General features: G+C 41.5%; 15 protein-coding genes and 2 pseudogenes. 7 read left to right on the top strand and 10 right to left on the bottom strand.

What is annotated here, in order from left to right; translation table 11 throughout:
- Positions 1–185: 185 nt before the first annotated feature.
- Entirely contained in the window at positions 186–1,694 is a 1,509-nt protein-coding gene (locus FRE64_RS14255; protein ID WP_146296840.1) for an EH signature domain-containing protein, read from the top strand.
- Positions 1,695–1,841: 147 nt separating this feature from the next.
- Here the strand turns inward: FRE64_RS14255 and ruvX are convergent, their stop codons facing one another.
- Both ruvX and FRE64_RS14245 read right to left on the bottom strand, forming a co-directional pair.
- A complete protein-coding gene (gene ruvX, locus FRE64_RS14250) occupies positions 1,842–2,288 on the bottom strand; it encodes a Holliday junction resolvase RuvX (protein WP_146296839.1) in 447 nt (148 codons plus the stop codon).
- Positions 2,285–3,481: a GNAT family N-acetyltransferase gene (locus FRE64_RS14245; protein ID WP_146296838.1), complete on the bottom strand. Its 1,197-nt coding sequence runs from the start codon at positions 3,479–3,481 to the stop codon at positions 2,285–2,287. The genes ruvX and FRE64_RS14245 overlap by 4 nt, the downstream gene beginning before the upstream one ends.
- Positions 3,482–3,872: 391 nt before the next feature.
- Between FRE64_RS14245 and cruF the strand changes: the two genes are divergently transcribed.
- Positions 3,873–4,787, top strand: a complete 915-nt coding sequence (gene cruF, locus FRE64_RS14240; protein WP_146296837.1) for a gamma-carotene 1'-hydroxylase CruF — start codon at positions 3,873–3,875, stop codon at positions 4,785–4,787.
- Between the two features lie 68 nt (positions 4,788–4,855).
- A complete protein-coding gene (gene cruG, locus FRE64_RS14235; protein ID WP_146296836.1) occupies positions 4,856–6,043 on the top strand; it encodes a 2'-O-glycosyltransferase CruG in 1,188 nt (395 codons plus the stop codon).
- A gap of 1 nt (position 6,044) precedes the next feature.
- Here cruG and FRE64_RS17960 read toward each other — a convergent pair whose 3' ends face one another.
- The 4 genes and pseudogenes from FRE64_RS17960 to FRE64_RS14220 form a co-directional block, all read right to left on the bottom strand.
- Positions 6,045–6,323 carry a hypothetical protein gene (locus FRE64_RS17960; protein ID WP_246140442.1) on the bottom strand — a complete coding sequence of 93 codons (279 nt, stop codon included), beginning with the start codon at positions 6,321–6,323 and terminating at the stop codon, positions 6,045–6,047.
- Between the two features lie 189 nt (positions 6,324–6,512).
- A pseudogene (locus FRE64_RS17955) lies at positions 6,513–6,896 on the bottom strand (ribonuclease H family protein); the annotation flags it as partial.
- 128 nt (positions 6,897–7,024) lie between these two features.
- Positions 7,025–7,510 (bottom strand): annotated as a pseudogene (locus FRE64_RS18455) (M23 family metallopeptidase); the annotation flags it as partial.
- Between the two features lie 973 nt (positions 7,511–8,483).
- Positions 8,484–8,963, bottom strand: a complete 480-nt coding sequence (locus tag FRE64_RS14220) for a tRNA (cytidine(34)-2'-O)-methyltransferase (RefSeq protein WP_146296834.1) — start codon at positions 8,961–8,963, stop codon at positions 8,484–8,486.
- 205 nt (positions 8,964–9,168) lie between these two features.
- Here FRE64_RS14220 and FRE64_RS14215 point away from each other — a divergent pair, with 205 nt between their 5' ends.
- Entirely contained in the window at positions 9,169–10,917 is a 1,749-nt protein-coding gene (locus FRE64_RS14215) for a serine/threonine-protein kinase (protein ID WP_146296833.1), read from the top strand.
- 12 nt (positions 10,918–10,929) lie between these two features.
- On the opposite strand, the gene FRE64_RS14210 is transcribed toward FRE64_RS14215, so the two are convergent.
- On the bottom strand, positions 10,930–11,691 hold the full coding sequence (locus FRE64_RS14210) for a YebC/PmpR family DNA-binding transcriptional regulator (RefSeq protein ID WP_146296832.1): 762 nt from the start codon (positions 11,689–11,691) through the stop codon (positions 10,930–10,932).
- A 149-nt stretch (positions 11,692–11,840) separates the two neighbouring features.
- Between FRE64_RS14210 and gcvH the strand changes: the two genes are divergently transcribed.
- Positions 11,841–12,230 carry a glycine cleavage system protein GcvH gene (gcvH, locus tag FRE64_RS14205; RefSeq protein WP_146296831.1) on the top strand — a complete coding sequence of 130 codons (390 nt, stop codon included), beginning with the start codon at positions 11,841–11,843 and terminating at the stop codon, positions 12,228–12,230.
- Positions 12,231–12,320: 90 nt separating this feature from the next.
- Positions 12,321–15,254, top strand: a complete 2,934-nt coding sequence (gcvP, locus tag FRE64_RS14200; protein ID WP_146296830.1) for an aminomethyl-transferring glycine dehydrogenase — start codon at positions 12,321–12,323, stop codon at positions 15,252–15,254.
- Between the two features lie 47 nt (positions 15,255–15,301).
- On the opposite strand, the gene FRE64_RS14195 is transcribed toward gcvP, so the two are convergent.
- Together FRE64_RS14195 and FRE64_RS14190 are read right to left on the bottom strand one after the other, a co-directional pair.
- The gene (locus FRE64_RS14195) at positions 15,302–15,778 is read right to left on the bottom strand and encodes a hypothetical protein (protein ID WP_222597830.1); all 477 of its coding nucleotides are present in this window, start codon (positions 15,776–15,778) and stop codon (positions 15,302–15,304) included.
- Positions 15,753–15,989: a hypothetical protein gene (locus FRE64_RS14190; protein ID WP_146296828.1), complete on the bottom strand. Its 237-nt coding sequence runs from the start codon at positions 15,987–15,989 to the stop codon at positions 15,753–15,755. The genes FRE64_RS14195 and FRE64_RS14190 overlap by 26 nt, the downstream gene beginning before the upstream one ends.
- A gap of 145 nt (positions 15,990–16,134) precedes the next feature.
- Between FRE64_RS14190 and FRE64_RS14185 the strand changes: the two genes are divergently transcribed.
- Positions 16,135–16,992, top strand: a complete 858-nt coding sequence (locus tag FRE64_RS14185) for a hypothetical protein (protein WP_146296827.1) — start codon at positions 16,135–16,137, stop codon at positions 16,990–16,992.
- Here FRE64_RS14185 and FRE64_RS14180 read toward each other — a convergent pair.
- Complete coding sequence (locus tag FRE64_RS14180) at positions 16,984–18,201, bottom strand: homocysteine biosynthesis protein (protein ID WP_146296826.1); 1,218 nt, start codon at positions 18,199–18,201, stop codon at positions 16,984–16,986. The two genes, FRE64_RS14185 and FRE64_RS14180, sit on opposite strands and share 9 nt — an antisense overlap.
- Positions 18,202–18,279: the final 78 nt, after the last annotated feature.

Raw genomic sequence — 18,279 nt, 5'->3', positions numbered from 1 at the left:
TTTATTAAGAGGCGTTATATAGCAATATGATCTCATTTGTAAAAACTAGTTCAACCTTACGATCCCCCCCCACCCCCCTTAGTAAGGGGGGAATTAAAGGGGGGATCCCAACTAAAAATTTACAACTGATTTAGGATTGCTATAGAGTGTAACTTACTTTTTGAAAATGCGATAAACAAATACTAATGGACTTTAAAACGATTGTTTCTATTCCCCCTTTACAACTTAAACCAACGGCTTTAACAAAATTAGCTCATAATTTTAATAATGAGGAGCAAGTTTCATCATCACAAATCCCATTAAATATTACAAACCTTGCTCTGCGCTCTCCTCGCAGTTTAGATGAAATTATGCAAGATTTAGAACAAGGAAAAGCTGATAATATTAGCTTGCTGGAATGGGTTTATTGTATTCATCAAAAAGCAAGCTGGGATAGTTACACTTCTAGAGAAAAACAATTAGCAACATCACGACTAATTTGGCAGTGTGCTATAGATAATGATGGGATTAAACGGCGTTTATGTTGGCGACTAGCTTATTATTATGATGGCTATCTTAATCAGATCGCACCCTCTTTTGTTGAGACCTTTTCTACTTTATCAGAGATTCTTCAAGATGATCTCACTATTAATATTTTAATTATTCTTAAACAACGCGATCCGCTTTTATTCTTAGTAACACTGGCGAAAGAAGAAGCATTAACCCCCAAAGAGTTATTTGCAACGGCTCAATTACCCACTCAATTAAGTGTCGTTGAAGATAGCTTGGAGTATGTTGTGACTGCATTTTTTCAGGAATTAGAAGCAGGAGGAGAATGGTTAGTCAATTGTTTTCAGGAAATGAAAACGGCACAGCAAGTTAGTAATGTTGAAACTTTACTTAAAAACGTAAGTCCAGACTCTGGAAATCAGTTTCCTAATTTAGTGGAGTGGTTACAAAATAATTATAGCTCACGGATTGCAGATTCTAAATGGCAATGGCTTTCTTCTGAAGGGAAAAAGGCTTTAAGAAAGTGGTTTGGAGCAGCGAATTATCAAGACTTTCAAACAATCGTAGATTTAATCTTAAAAAGACTCAACCTACCTCATTGGGAGGCTAATCAACTAGATAGTAGAAAGTATTTTTGGGAGCAATATTCAGATCAATTTGAGCGGATTCGGATTTTATTGCCTCAGTCTTCAGTGAACGTAGTCGAAAACCAAGATATAGATATTTTACAAGAAGATGGAAGTGAGAAAACAGAAGTTTGTATTTTTGATTTTGGGGATTGGTTTGTTGTTGAGTTCTTTCGGGGAACTGGTAGCGAAACTCGTCTTTTTAATCGTCATCAATATCCCAACATTGAACAAGAATTATTTGCATCTTCTCAATTATCTATCAAACGGTTACGTTTTTTAGGGGGAGAAGTTCATGATCATAAGTATCTGTGGCAATTTTTCTGTGAAAGATGGCTATGGCAAAGAAACATTTTACCGAATGATGGAACAACTCACTTTAAAAGAAGGAATCCCAATAATCCCAATAAACCATTTTTAGATCGTTATGATCCTAATAAAGGGCTTCCTGTTCCTAATGCAGAAAAACAGGAAAAACGAGAGAAAAATTTAGTAAGATGGCGCAGAGATATTGAGAAATTAGAAGCAGAAGCAAAACAATATTGGCAAAAGAGAAGAGGAAAAACTGAGTCTGAGTAAATCAGAAATTAATATAGCAATCCTAAATCAGTTGTAATTTTTTAGTTGGGATCCCCCCTTTAATTCCCCCCTTAGTAAGGGGGGTAGGGGGGATCGTAATGTTGAACTAGTTTTTACAAATGAGATCATATTGCTATAGTAAAATTCTCACAATCTCTGGCTAAAACTTTCTCGATGCTGGTTAAGCCATTGTTGCAGAAGAATGGCAGCAGCATGAGCATCAATTTGGGCTTTGTCCCGTCGCGGGGAAAATCCTTTTTTGGTTTTCAATAATGTTTCTGCTTCAATGGAAGTTAGGCGCTCATCTACATATTCAATAGGAAGTTTCAAAGCTGTCTCTAACTTTTTTGCATAACTTTGAATACGTTGCGCCTGTTTTCCTAATGTTCCATCAAGGGTATAGGGTAAACCAATGACCAACATCGTTACTTGACGTTTATTAATTAGATCATTTAGGTAATTTATATCATTTTTAAAGTGTGTCCTTTCAAAGGTCGTAATTGGAGTGGCAATTAAGCCTGTGCCATCACAACCAGCAACTCCAATCCGTTTTTTTCCAATGTCTAGCCCTAATACCGATAACTTTGTTTTCAATCTTCTTCTCCTTCTCCAGTGTCTGGGGTAAGAGGATCTTGATTGCCATTTTCAGGATAAAAGTCATTACCACAAGAATTAAGCCAAGGTAAACGGCTAGGAATAGGAGTGCGACCGGGGCGTAATCCTTGTAAAACTCCAGATAGTTGTAGCTTTTCCAAGGAAGAGGAGGGAGCTTCTCGCAATTTATGCCATACAGAGCGAGAAAGAAGAAGGGTATGTTCAACTCTTTCTGCGCCAATTTCTTCGAGATATTCTTCTCTTTCTGGTTGATAGTCGGCAGAAGCAAGGAGTAGGGATTTATTTTCGCGTTTTGACACTAATTGTGCCATTTTGCTGAGGAGTTCTGGATAGAGCCAGGTGTAAGCAGGATGAACCGTTAATTTACCTGCGTTGGGAAGGGAGCTGTCAGGAGATTGAGTTAACTGGTAATACGCGATCGCGGCTTTACGTTGCGGTTCAAAGACATAACCTTGGCTTTGCCCTCCATTTCCTAACCACTGCTGAATGCGATTAATTACCATGTCAAAAATATTACGTTGAAAATCTTTAACATGACGATCAAACACTTGACGCAATAAGGGGGGCATAGAAACTGTATCTAGCTGGTAAAGTAATTGAGCATCAGCATTATTAATGGGAAGTAAATTAGGGAGTTTGGGTTCTCGCTCTCCTAATTCTTTCAGCTTCTCACAGGGAATCGACCAATAGGTAAATTGGGCTAAGGGCTGGAAGCCATTACGTCGATAAAGGCTTAAAATATTTTTGTGATGAATATTAACTTCTAAAATCCAAGTTCTTGCTTCCCAGATGGTTTCAAAACAGTATCGCAATAGTTGTGAACCAATTCGTTTCCCTGAAACAGGATAGTTAGGATCAACTAAAATATGCTCCACCTGCCAGGTACTACGGCTACTATTAGCCGGGGCAACTTTAATCGCTCCTACTACTTTTTCTTCCTGTTCCGCAACATAGATGCAAAAGCGATGTTGAGCAGGGTTAGGAAAGAAGCTTAATAGCTTAATTGCGCTATAAAAAGCGCGAAAATTCTCAATTTCTTTCGCCAAAGCGATGGCAGAACCACTATGATGGAGTTCATGGGATTTACTCAGTAAAGATTCAATCGCTGGTAAATCTCGATTTTGAATTGAGCGAATCGTTAAGTTGTTTTCTTCAGGGAGAAATAAGTTCATTGTGAATTTCCGATGATAATCTGCTATTCGAGTAAGTTTGTTATCAGTATTTAGGAACGTTGTTTAGATCTTAACGGTTTTATGAAGATTCCTGAGATTTTAGCGTAAAAGGAAACAGTGATTCTACTTAAAGTGTATGTTTAACTTGAAAACTAGAAGACAAAAACGAACAACCCCTTCAGTAATTAATAAGGTGATCGGGACATCCAGCAGGCTAGCCATGTGAGTTAAGGTAGCAAGGAAAACATTTTTCTCAAATTTGCAACATTTATTGTAAATTTTTGTAAACTATTAATTAATCTTTATTGATCTCTCCTGTTTTTTATCGGAGCGCGATCAACCCAAGCCATGCTTTTACCATGAATCAATTGTACTAAAAGGAGAAACTTACATGAATATCAAACAAGAGGCGAAAAACCTCTCTCCAGCAACTATCTTATTAATCAGCCATCTTTTTGCCATGCTGTTTGGGGTGGCAGGGTTAGTATTAGTGCTTCCCAATCCAGACTTTGTTGCTAGTCTTCCTCCCATTGGCATGAAAGCCTTTGAATACTCAATGGCTGGGGGAGGTGTTGTTTATATGTTGCTCGGATTTGGAGCAGTGGCGTTTTATGCTTATCAAAATCTTGGGGGAAAACGCTGGTTAACGTTCATGGTTCCAGCTTTAAGTTTATCTTTAGCTAGTGAACTATTAGGAACTAGCACTGGCTTCCCTTTTGGGCACTATCATTATTTAAGTGGCTTAGGTTATAAAATTGCGGACTTAGTGCCATTTACGATTCCTTTATCTTGGTTTTATGTGGGATTTTGTACTTATTTAATTGCCCGAGTGGGATTAGAACAGATTGCCTTACCCAGTTGGATTCGCTCTCTTAGCGCGATCGCGCTCGGTTCTCTTCTCCTTACTTTCTGGGATTTTGTTCTTGATCCAGCGATGAGTCAAGCTGATGTCCCTTTTTGGGTATGGGAACAACCAGGCGCATTTTTCGGAATGCCTTATCAAAACTTCATCGGGTGGTTTATCACGGGCATGATTTTTATGGGAGTCGCTCACTTATTTTGGAGCAATGAACCCCTGGGATTAGCCCGTCGTGATCTAACCTTTCCCTTTGCAATTTACTTCTCTAACATTCTATTTGGCGTTATTCTCAGTTTAGCGGCTGGAATTTGGATTCCCGTAGTTCTCGGAATTGTGTTTGCCATTATTCCCTGTTCTGTGCTTTATTGGGTTACGCCTACTGTAGCAATCACCAGTAATACAGATAGCCAAAGCCTTAGCGATAAACAATCGGTTTCTGTAGGTTAACGCAGGTTTGATAGCTAAAATGTTAATCTGTGTCGTTGCTACAGTATCCTTTAAGTCTTGGAGGAGGAATGACCCATAATCTAGAATTCACCCTAGTAACCCTTGCCTTCTTACTACTACTGCTACAAGTTCCTGCTACTTTAATTTTCTTGTCCCGTATTCTGAAGGGGGCAAAACGGTTTCCTCCTCTCTGCCCACAAGTAGCAACGCCAGAACAATTAGGAACAGTGAGTATTATTGTTCCCACCCTTAATGAAGCTGAGCGCATTTCTCCTTGCTTAAAGGGGCTAGCCCAACAAACTTACGAAGTTAGGGAAATCCTGATCGTGGATAGTGACTCCAGTGATGGCACTCCTGAACTGATTAAAAAGGCACAGCAAAATGATCCACGATTTCATCTCCTCACAGATGATCCCTTACCGCCAGCATGGGTAGGTCGCCCTTGGGCTTTACACAATGGCTTAAGCGCGAGTTCCCCGAAAAGTGAATGGGTTTTAGGGATTGATGCTGATACTCAACCTCAACCAGGGCTAGTACCAGCAATGATTAATGCTGCTCAATTACAAGGCTATGATCTCCTCTCTCTATCACCACAATTTATGTTGAAATCAGCAGGGGAATGGTGGTTGCAACCAGCTCTCTTAATGACATTGCTCTATCGGTTTGATGTAGCAGGCGTAAAAGCTGATCCACCACAGCGAGTGATGGCAAATGGACAATGTTTCTTAGCTCGTCGCGAGGTTTTAGCCTCAATTGGCGGTTATAGCGCAGCCAAAGACTCTTTTTGTGATGATGTAACATTAGCTCGCTATGCAGCCAAGCAGGGGTATTCTGTAGGTTTTTTAGATGGGGCGAAAGTAATTAAAGTAAGAATGTACGAGGGCATGAAAGAAACCTGGCAGGAATGGGGACGCTCTCTTGATTTAAAAGATGCCTCCACTCCTAGCCTATTGCTCTTGGAACTATGGTTGTTGCTGTTCCTACAAGCACTCCCTCTTCCCCTTTTTATTGGGAATTTCCTAGCTATTTTAGCGGGAGAAAGTAGTAGAGTTTTTATTTTGTTAGGGAGTCTCAATGGTGGGTTATTATTAACCCGCTTCGGATTACTATTAGCGGTTTCCCCATCTTATGATCGTCAAAACACTAAGCATTCTTGGTTATTTTGGTTATCTCCTTTGGCTGACGGATTAGCAGTGTTACGAATTTTGTTATCAGCTAGTAAACGTCCCAAACAATGGCGGGGACGAGTTTACTAGGCTAACCTTCTGCTCGTTCGAGTTGCCAGAGAATTTGATTGCCTTCCCGTCTAACTCTGGAAACAACCCAATTGCGCCAAGACCAGTGATTACCTCGACTAGTAACAGCACTGGCGTTAACATTCATTAAATCGGCGAGTTCAGAACTACTAATTAAATAGCCTTTTTCGGCAATTTCGTCGGCAATTCGTAGAGATTCAATGAGATGCCTTAATCCTTCTATGCGATTTCCTTGACCAAGGCGAGAATCCTCTTGTAAACGCTCCTCAAGTTCTTCCATATTTGATGTATCCTCAGTGGCTTTTGATTTGGGCGTTTCTGATTGTATCGTTTGGTTAACTTCAATTACGGTATCGGAGTTATCTAAGAAAGAAAATTCTACGGTTTTTTTGAGATTAATTTGATCTCCATTGGCAAAAGAACGCGCGATCGCGTCACAACGTTCATTACCCACATTTCCTGTATGACCTCTAACATGATGCCACTTAACCAGAGAATGATTAAGTTCGTCTAAAACTTCCCATAGGTCCTGATTTAGTACCTTTTTCCCTGAAGCAGTTTTCCAGCCTTTCTTTTTCCAACCTTTTAACCACTCAGTGATCCCTTTAATCAGATATTGGCTATCCGTATAGAGTGTAATCGGCTGAGATTGCCCACTACTGTGAAATAATCTTAAAGCAGCGATCGCGGCTTGCATTTCCATGCGATTATTAGTGGTTTCGGCTTCTGCACCGCCAATTTCGTAAACAGAGCGATCTTCAAAATAAAGAACTGCTCCCCAACCTCCTGGTCCGGGATTCCCTGTACAAGCACCATCGGTGTAAATTGATGTAATTAATGGTAATGAGGACATCGGTATAGAAAAAGGGGGTTACTCCCCCTTGGCTAACGATTTTTTGCAAGTCCCTAACGGCGACTCGTGTAATTACTATTCATTTTTTCGTCTGTAATTTTTTGCCCTCTCTGTACTTGTTCTCCGGAGGGAAGATGAGCTAGAGGATCAACAGCCCCCTGTTCATGGGGATGAATTTCAAAGTGGAGATGAGGGCCTGTACTACGCCCAGTGGTTCCCATTTCAGCAATTTGCTCTCCTTGATCAACCTCTTGCCCTTTCTGGACTAAAATACGGTTGTTATGGGCATAAAGGGTGACAGTTTCATCAGGATGCTTAAGTTTAACCAGTTTACCAAAGCCTCCATTATTCCAGCCAGCAAAGATGACTTCCCCGGGAGCAGCGGCTAAAATCGGGGTGCCAATGGGGCCAGCAATATCAATTCCACGGTGCATCCTTCCCCAGCGCTGACCATATCCTGAAGTAAAAACCCCTTCTGCTGGCCAAATATAGCCATCAAACTCTTCTCCGGGTTCTGGAAGATACTGATCCGGGGAAGATAAAGCAGGCAATTCTGGGCTAACAGTTTCTCCGATGGGAAGATTTAAGAAGTGATTATAAAATTCAATTTTAATCGGAGCAGAAGCCAAAGAGTCAGCATCAATCTCTTGCTTGTCCTCACTAGATTCTGTAGAGGAAAAAACCATTTTGTCTAAATTTTGATTTTCCTGATCAAAGTTTAGAGATTCTGGCTCTTCATTTTCTGAGCGTTTTTGTTGATACTGGGTTCGTAATTCCTTAATATCAGCAAGAAAGTCCTGAACTGGCAATTCGGAAGTTAACTCTTTCTCAGAATTTTGAGAGGAGGTAAAATTTTGAGCAATGAGATTGGGAACAGCAGTAACAGGATCCGTTTCACTAAGCGGTTCAACGATAATTGAGTTTTCTTGTGGTGCTGCACCACCAATTCCTCCTGCAGATAATTCCACTAGTTGAGGTTGCGTTGCCTTGAGATGATCACCTTTTGGAATGGTTAATATTTCCCCCACTTGTAAAACGCTTTCCGGGTTAAGGTCATTATGCTTAGCAATTTCTTGGGGTGAAATATCATACTGTCGAGATAATTCCCAGAGAGTATCCCCTTTTTGGATTTTGTGGATGGTTTTGGGATCAATGCTTAACTTTGTGGGACTTTGAACAGACTGGTCAGATTTTTCTAGGGTGGCATTTTTTTCCCAAGCCTGAGCTGGTTGCAGCATGAATAAGAAAGTCAACATGGGGAGAGCTGCGAGGGTTGAGCGTTTGGTCAGGAAAATTCCTTGATGTAATAATGTCGTAGCTAAAGGTACTTGAGTAGAGCGAGAGTTAGAGAGTGGGGGGACACTATTTAATGGATCTTTCAAGAAAACCTCCTTATGTTGAACCTTATTATCTTTCAGAATCAAAATTTACCAGCAGTTAAATTGATTTTTGTAGTTTAGACTACCAACTGGAAACACCAGTGAGTTGATTGTTGCTTTACTAGCACAGGACTATCATAAACTTTTTGTTAAGTTTATTGTGGTTAGTTTAACGGATTTCATCGCAAATTGTTCCCTTTTTTCAGAATTATTGGGAAAAAGCAGGATCACAAAGCTGTTTAAGTTGTCCTTTAGCTTCGTACAAAACAATTGCTACGCTTACTGATAGGTTGAGGCTACGAACATGAGGACTAGGGATGGGGATTCTTAAAAGTTCGTCTGAACTTGCCATAATTTCTGGGGGTAAGCCACTACTTTCTTGTCCAAATAATAGCCAGTCTTCGTTCTGAAAGAAATAGTTGGTATAGGGCTTTTTTCCTTTGACGCTAAAAGCAATCAGATTTCCCCCAATGCGTTGGCGATATTGAGTGAATGTATCCCAGTCTTGATGCTGATGTAAGTCAACATAGGGCCAATAATCGAGCCCTGCACGCTTTACAGCGCGATCGCTGATATCAAACCCCAACTCTCCCACCAAATGAAGTTCTGTGTTTGTCGCCGCACAAGTACGAGCAATGTTTCCTGTATTAGGTGGAATTTCTGGCTGATATAAAACAACTTTTACCATGATTGTGAATGTTAATCATTTTGGTATCAGCACTCTTAATCTAAGAGTGACTATCCTAGGAAAAGATAACTTGTTGAGAGCAAAAAATCTAGTCACATTTTATCTTGAGATAGTTATCATAGATTTATTGAGATCAAAACCATAATAGAGCAAAGGTTTTCCATGATGGTAAATCACTAACTATTAATGAAGGATTTAGAAAAAGGTGAGACAAGAACTTATGTTGGGAGTCAAGTTGCGCGATCGCTACTATATTATTAAAGAGTTGGGAGTTGGGGGATTCGGCCAAACTTTTTTGGCTAAGGATTGTGATTTCCCGGGAAAACCTTGGTGTGTTGTCAAACAGTTAAAGCCTCAAGTTAATGAAGCGTGGATGCTACAGACTGCAAGGCGATTATTTGATTTAGAGGCTTCGGTTTTAGCTCATATTGGTAGCCATCCCCAGATTCCACAACTTAAAGCCCATTTTGAGGAGGATCAACAATTTTACCTGGTACAAGAGTTTATTGAAGGAACGTTACTTTCAAAAGAGATCAAAGGAAAGCGAAAGTGGTCTCAAAAAAGCGCGATCGCGTTTTTAGCAGATATTCTTCCTGTTTTAAAGTTTATTCATGATAATCAGGTAATCCATCGTGATTTGAAACCAGAAAATATTATTCGCCGCCAGAGTGATAATAAGTTAGTCTTAATTGATTTCGGCTCTGTTAAAAAAATTACCAAACTACAAGAGGAAGAAGAGCAAGAGCATACAGGCTTTACGGTGGCGATTGGCACTCCTTCCTATATGCCCATCGAACAGCAAGGGGGACAACCTTCTTATAATAGTGACATTTATGCCTTAGGCAAAATTGTTATTCAGGGACTAACTGGACTCTCTCCGAAACGATTAGCAGAAGATCCCACCACAGGAGAATTATTATGGCAACATTTAGTGGAGATTGATGATGCTTTTGCCAACGTCTTAACGGGTATGGTTAAGGTGAGTCCCCGAGAACGATATCAAAATGTTAACGAAATTATTGATGATTTAAATCTTCGTTGCTTAAACAATAATGCTCAGTCTCACTCAACTTCTACAAAACCCAGTAATCCTGTGACTCTTAACCACATTGTCCACCAGTTAAAGCAGCACCCAGAAATTACTCGCATCAAAAAAATGCTCTTTTGCGCTTGTAAACATCGTTGGGAAAATAGTTCTCAGGTCTTAATTAAATATCGAACTAAATCCCTTTTACAAGAATTATATCAAAGAGAGCCTAATTTTTCTGCATTTGAAAAAAATATTAATGGAATTGTTAGTACATTAAATAAAAAAGATAAATATCAAGTTATTGCTAACATTATTTTAGAGCAAGTTAAGTTACTTTACGATTCTTCCAATGTATTGGCTGTTGATGATTCAGAAAATAGTGATGGGATTCCTTCACAGTTTACAGCACTAAAATCAGAAACTCTTCCGAATCCTGAAAGAACGGGAAATACTACCCACTTAAAACGTCAATCAGCTCTCTCCCAAAACCCAGACGATAACTTAACTAATGTAAAAGAAAAGAAAACACAAGTTAATTTCAATTCAGCAAAAGCTACCTCTACTAATTATCAATTTAAGGAGTCAGAGCCAGCAACTGATAAAACCAATTGCAATATTTTTGATTTACGTTACGAGGTAACTCGTTATACAACGCCACTGCGGATTAAAATTCTTCTATTTTCGATGCTTTATTATAAAATTGACTTTAATGAGCAAGACTGGTCACTCCTAATTAATCATCAGTTAGACAGTTTACTCAACCAAGCGATTAAAGCGTTTCCTACCTTAAGTGAGTTAGAAAATCGGCTGTATGCCACAGCCAGACATTTTGAAGAAAAAGAAGGATTAACCCAAACCGTCGGGGCAATTATTCAATCGATTCGTCCGTTTTATGAGAATGGACAACCGCAATTAATCAGTTAAGTAGTTTGCCACTTATCGCGTATCTTGTAATACTAATTCATTTGCCATTTCAAAGTTAGCAGTCACATTTTGGACATCATCTAAACCTTCTAACGTATCCATTAATTTCAACAGCGATCGCGCTTGATCAGGATCAGTTACCGCTACATAATTATTGGCAATCCAGCGAAATTCTGCTTCTTTCACGGGAAATCCTTGCTCGGTTAGAGTGCGGTTTAAGGGTTCTAAATTTGTCGGCTCTGTAAATACTTCTGCCCCAACAGGATCATCAGTCATTTCATAAGTGTCTGCGCCTCCTTCGACTGAGGCTTCTAATAAAGCATCTTCATCAATTTCCCCTTCTAAACGGACAACCCCTTTTTGGTCAAACATCCAGCTAACACAGCCTGTTTCTCCTAAATTTCCCCCATTTTTGGAAAACGCCGACCGTAAATCTGCCGCTGTCCGATTGCGATTATCGGTGAGGGCTTCAATTAAAATAGCAACTCCCCCGGGACCATAGCCTTCATAGCGAATGGCCTCTAATTGTCCTTCATCACTATCATAGGTGCCTGCTCCTTTCGCGATCGCGCGTTCAATATTCTCATTAGGCAAACTCGCGGCTTTGGCTTTTTCAATTGCAGTTCTTAACTGAAAATTCGTTTCAGGATCTGGCCCCCCATTACGAGCCGCAACAATAATGGCACGAGACAGTTGCGTAAAGGTTTTGCCCTTTTTAGCATCCATCCGTGCTTTTTGATGTTTGATATTTGCCCACTTACTATGTCCTGCCATATTACTCTTTTCTAATTGCTGATTGATTGGTTGTTAGGAATTTGTAACCAGTTACGATTCTATGACTGAATCCCAAGACGTTGTAAACTAAGCAGGGTAGGGTACAACCCCCCTTAGGAAAATCATATCAATTGTTAAAAGGAGAAAATATGGCTCTTGAATATCCGAGCGACTTAAAATATATGGATTCTCATGAATATGTGCGCGTCGAGGGAGAAACCGCCACCATTGGGATTAGCGCCTTTGCCGTGGATCAACTCGGAGATATTGTCTTTGTGGAACTTCCTGATGTGGATGACACCGTTGAGAAGGGAGAAACCTTTGGCACGGTGGAATCGGTGAAAGCCGTAGAAGATATGTATGCCCCTGTATCAGGGAAAGTTATTGAACAGAATAGCGCAGCAGTGGATAATCCTGAAACCATTGCTGAAGATCCCTATGGGGAAGGTTGGCTGTTAAAAGTTCAATTAAGTAACCCTGAGGAAGCAAATGACGCTCTTTCGGCAGATGAATATCGAGCCAAAGTCGAAGGAGAATAGGAAAAGCCGTCTTACCTTCCAAATTTGTTACAAATTAATACAGGAGAACACAATCAGTTCTTTTGTGTAGTACACATCTATCCATTTTCTATGGTTAATTTAGATTCAAGAACCAGACAACTCAATAACACTCAACCCCGATCCCCTGTGGCGGAAGTTTTAGGGTTGGAGGATCAGTTTGTGCAACGGCACGTTGATCCGACTCCCACCGAAATTGAACAGATGCTAACGGAATTAGGGTTCTCGTCTCTTGATGATCTCATTGATAAGACCGTTCCTAGTTCCATTCGCTTAAAGCAAGACTTAAACCTGCCTACCGAAAAAAGTGAAGATGAGGCGTTAAAGCAGTTACGCGCGATCGCGTCTCAAAATCAAGTCTTTCGCTCCCTAATTGGCATGGGCTACTCTGACTGTATTACCCCTGCTGCGATTCAGCGAAACATTTTAGAAAACCCAGGCTGGTACACCGCATATACGCCCTATCAGCCAGAAATTGCTCAGGGACGGTTAGAAGCCCTGCTCAACTTCCAAACCATGGTCAGTGATTTAACGGGCTTGGAAATTGCCAATGCTTCCCTATTAGACGAAGCCACAGCAGCCGCTGAAGCCATGAGCATGAGCTTAGGGGTGTGTAAAAATAAAGCCAATGCCTTTTTTGTCTCCAAAAATTGTCATCCGCAAACCATTGAACTGTTACACACAAGAGCGAAACCCCTTGGTGTAGAAATCATTGTTGGGGATGAGCAAACCTTTGACTGTAGTACGCCCATTTTTGGAGCAATCCTGCAATATCCCACTACCGACGGCAAAGTCTGTGACTATCGGGAATTTGTGGAAAAAGTCCATGAACAAAAAGCATTGGTAACGGTTGCGGCTGATCCTCTGAGTTTGGCACTTTTAACGCCACCTGGAGAATGGGGCGCAGACATTGCGGTTGGCTCTACCCAACGGTTTGGGGTACCGTTAGGGTATGGTGGACCACACGCCGCCTATTTTGCAACCAAAGAAAAATATAAACGTCAAATTCCCGGCAGATTAGTGGGAGTTTCTAAAGATACACAAGGAAAGCCGGCGCTCCGCCTCGCGTTACAGACACGAGAGCAGCATATCCGGCGCGATCGCGCAACCAGTAATATTTGCACTGCCCAAGTATTACTAGCCGTGATTGCATCAACTTACGCCGTTTATCATGGACCTGGTGGCATCAAACGCATTGCCGAAAAAGTCCATCGGTTGACAGTTACCCTTGCAGAAGGCTTAAAACGCATTGGTTACACCATTAGCTCTGAGCCGTATTTCGATACCTTAAAAATCGAAACCAGCAATGGGCCACGTGAACAACAAGAGATTCTCAACGCAGCGCAAGCCGAGAAAATCAACTTACGGGCTTATGATGATGGCGCGATTGGTGTGAGTTTAGACGAAACTAGCACCGTAGAAGAAGTAACCACGCTCTTGCAAATTTTCGCAGGTCAAGAAACATTGCCCTTGCGTTTAGAAGAACTGGTTCCCGAACTCACCTTTGAATTTCCTGAACCATTTCAACGGACGAGCGAGTATCTCACAGAACCCGTTTTCAATCAATATCACTCGGAAACGAAACTGTTGCGATATCTCAACCATCTCCAAAGCAAAGACTTATCCCTGACTACCTCCATGATTCCCTTAGGATCATGTACCATGAAGCTCAACGCCGCAGCAGAGATGTATCCTGTTACTTGGCCAGAGTTTGGGAAAATTCATCCCTTTGCGCCAAAATCACAAACTCAGGGCTATCAAACCCTCTTTCAACAGTTGCGAGAATGGCTAGCAGAAATCACGGGCTTTGCTGATATCTCCCTGCAGCCCAACGCAGGAGCGCAAGGAGAATACACAGGACTCCTAGTGATTCGTCAGTACCACGAAACCCGAGGCGAAGGTCATCGCAATATTTGTTTAATCCCTGAATCGGCACACGGTACTAACCCTGCTAGTGCGGTGATGTGTGGGATGAAAGTCGTTCCCATTAGCTGTAACGAACGGGGCGATATTGATCTTGAAGAATTACGGGCAAAAGCAGAAAAATACAGCGATAATTTAGGGGCGCTGATGATTACCTACCCCTCCACTCATGGGGTATTTGAAACGGAAATTCAAACCATCTGCGATATTGTCCACGAACACGGCGGACAAGTTTATCTGGATGGGGCAAACATGAACGCCCAAATGGGATTATGCCGTCCTGGGGATTATGGCGCTGATGTCTGTCACCTGAACTTACATAAAACCTTCTGTATCCCCCATGGTGGCGGTGGTCCTGGTATGGGTCCCATTGGCGTACAAAGCCATTTAGCCCCCTTCTTGCCCAGTCATCCTGTGATTGAAACGGGTGGCGAAAAAGCAATTGGTGCAGTAGCTGCTGCGCCTTGGGGAAGTCCCAGTATTTTGCCCATTTCTTGGATGTTTATTGCCATGATGGGTGGCAAAGGGTTAACTCACGCCAGTAAGGTTGCCATTCTCAACGCTAATTATATTGCTCATCGTTTGGATGACCATTACCCAGTGTTGTATAAAGGTAACGCTGGATTAGTGGCTCACGAATGTATCATTGATCTCCGTCCTGTGAAGAAAAGTGCCAACATTGGTGTCGATGACATTGCCAAGCGGTTAATGGATTTTGGCTTCCACGCGCCTACAGTGTCTTGGCCCGTTGCTGGCACAATTATGGTTGAGCCCACAGAAAGTGAGTCAAAAGAAGAGTTAGACCGTTTCTGTGATGCGATGATTGCGATTCGCCAAGAAATTGCTGCCATTGAAGCTGGAGAGGTAGATGCGGAAGATAATCCCTTGAAAAAAGCACCGCATACCCATGAAATGCTGATTGCTGATGATTGGCAATATTCCTACTCTCGGGAAAAAGCGGCGTATCCTGCTGACTGGCTACGAGAATACAAGTTCTGGCCGGCAGTAAGTCGAATTGATAACGCTTACGGCGATCGCAATTTAGTCTGTTCCTGTGTGGGAATGGAAGCCTACAAGGAATAGTTGATTAATTGTTAATTCTTTTAGCCTCCCCCTTTCTGGGGGATTTTTTATTCTTTTTCCCAACGGAAAAGTAAGGGCAATTGCAATAAATTCAGGCAATAATTATAGTCGTTCCAATTCAGTTCCGTAGTGCAGCCATCTTGGCTGCTACTAGGGAGCAAGATGCTCCCACTACTTTTAGGTTGCTGTTTTTTATTTGGAATCACTATATCTCCAATCGTTATTAAACCTTGATACAGTTGCCACACTCGATAGGGAACATAAAAATAGGGGATCGCCACCCAAGCTACTGTTTGAAATTGTCTTAACATTATTGTTTCAGTTAGGATTTGTAATCCTAAGATCAGAAAGTATGAGGCAAAAATAAATAAAACAATTGTATTTCTCCACCAAATTCCCCAGAGAATTAAGGCAATTAGGGGGAATAAAACTCCTAATACTTGTACTAGAATAAACCAAGGTCGAAACCAGTTCGGAGTTTGTGGGATAGAAAAGGGTTTAGCTATACGCCAATAGTAAGCCATCAGAGATAAAATTATTGTGGTAATTAGAAAAAATAGTAAGTTTTCTAATAACATTTAGAAACCCCTGATCATAAGTAATGCGATATCTTCCCGATTCTCCCAAGGTATCTAAAAGACTTTGATATCCTTCCCAAGAAACCCCACTAATTAATTGACGTTCTTCTGGATCATCTTTCGGAAGACTCTCTAAAATTTCATGGATCAGGTTCATTTTTTCTCTATAGCACAGTTTATCTGACTGGCAATGATTCCCTTAATAGAAAAGTCTATAAAGTATTGCCATATTAAAGTTACTCTGATAGAAATAGTACCATATCTAATTAATAAAGAAACTGGCAAATATCTAACGAATTCTTATGCAAGATCAAGGAGTAACTCGCCTTCCCCGTTGGTTCGTGCCTCAGGATATTGATGGCTTTTTTGGTTTGGGATTAAACAACTTAATTCAAATTTTGGCGGTTGTTAGTTTAACGCAGGGGGTTTTAAATTTTCCTCCTGAAATTGTCTATGGACGACTGTTGCCAAGTCTTGCTTTGAGTTTAATTGTTGGCAACTTTTATTACAGTTGGCTCGCCTATCAGCAAGGGAAACAAGAAGAGCGGGATGACTTAACCGCCTTGCCCTATGGAATCAATACAATTAGCTTATTTGTTTATATTTTTCTGGTTATGGTGCCAGTGCGATCTCAGGCGATGGCAAATGGTGCTTCATCTCAGGAAGCAGCCGAGTTAGCCTGGCAAGCTGGAATGGTCGCGTGTTTGGGCTCAGGGATTATTGAATTACTCGGGGCTGGAATAGGTCATCACGTGCGCCGTTTAACCCCTCGGGCGGCTCTTTTAGGAACGTTGGGGGGACTTGCTCTAACTTTCTTAGGCATGGATTACCTATTACAAACCTATGCCCATCCGATTGTTGCCATGGTACCTTTAGCAATTGTTCTTTTGACCTACTTTGGTAAAGTGCAGTTTCGGATTCCGGGAAGTCGCTATATCATTCCTGGGGGCTTACTAGCGGTTTTACTAGGGGTGGCACTGGCTTGGTTAACAGGGTTAGCAAGTTGGGAGAGTGAAGTATTTGCTAGTAATGTAGAAGTGCTTGGGTTTTATGTGCCACAAATTTGGATAGGAGAATTGTGGGAACAACGGGAGATCCTCTTTAGCTTTTTTACGATCATTTTGCCTATGGGATTATTTAATGGTAGAGGATCAATCTAGGGCAAACTGCGATCCCCAACGATCTTGAGGGAGAAAGGCACGATCTTTCGGTAAGGGGGCAATGGGTTCTGCTATGGGAAAAGTTCCTGCAAGAATTTGCTCTTTGAGAAGGGTGGCAATTTCGCGCGATCGCGGAATACTTGCTAAAGGAGCAGTTCGTACAGTTTCCCCTTCGATTTTTATTTTGCCACTTTTGAGTTGAGCATAATTCACTAAGCCAAAAGTTGGTCGCACTCGTCTAGGAATGGAAAAATCAACAATGGGGGCAACAATATCTTCATCTTTAATGGCACAATAGGCAACCGCTTCTTCGCTTAACATGGGTAACGGGATTCCCACTCCCATCATTAGAGAAGGACCATAATTTTTAAAATAACAGCCCCTTACCCAACGCGGATCCATCGTTTTCGCATCACCAACCAGGGTTAAAGTAGCAGCGGGACCAATGGGGGTTTGATTTGCGAGTCGTCTTTGTTTAGGAAAATGTTGCGTTCCTTCTGCGGCAATATAACCAATTCCCCCACCTAAAAAGACAGGAGTACCAATACCAATTAACTCTAGCAGGGGATCATTAAACAGAGGAGAAATTGCCCCAGGACAAGAATAGACGGCATTTCCTAATCTAGGGTGTAGTGGCCCCAAATAAGTGTAAAGAATACGCTCTCCCGCATTTACTCCCACGATAAAATTTTGATAGACGTTGCGAGGATTATAAAGATAAAATTGATTAATAGTATCGCGAGTAAGCGTGGTTTGAAAGGAAGCACGGGGATAACAGTCACTAACTTGTCCCATGGCTTTGAGTTGAATCTGTTTTCCAGCAATTAAATCTTGGATAATATGACCGCCGCTCCGTTCCTTGTGATTCATTCCAAGACGAGCTTCTAACTCATTGGCTTCCCCAGAACTACGATAATCTGGAATGGCAGTTGCTCCCAGATAAAGATCAACCGCCCCTAATCCCGTGTAAGCGGGAACACCATCTAACCAGCATTGTCGGATATTAATGGGGGGATCTGTATGCCCGAGGTTAATCATTGCCCCAGAGGATTCCATGGGTTCAAACGTGCCAGTTGTCACCACATCTACTTCTTTGGCAACTTGGCTAACTCCTTTCTCCGCCACTTGGACTTTTAGTTCTTCTACTGTCCAGACAACGGCTTTTTTATCTTCGAGTTTTTCTTTGATCTGCGCGATCGTTCGTAGCATTTTTATTTGAACCTGAGTCGAACCCAAACCCATTTAACTATAGCAGACTGGGAAGCCAAAGTAATGTATCGCGAGCGA

The organism is Euhalothece natronophila Z-M001 (assembly GCF_007904085.1).
Taxonomy (GTDB): domain Bacteria; phylum Cyanobacteriota; class Cyanobacteriia; order Cyanobacteriales; family Rubidibacteraceae; genus Halothece; species Halothece natronophila.
The sequence above is the reverse complement of the archived record's forward strand: the minus strand, read 5'-3'. Positions and strand labels throughout refer to the sequence as shown.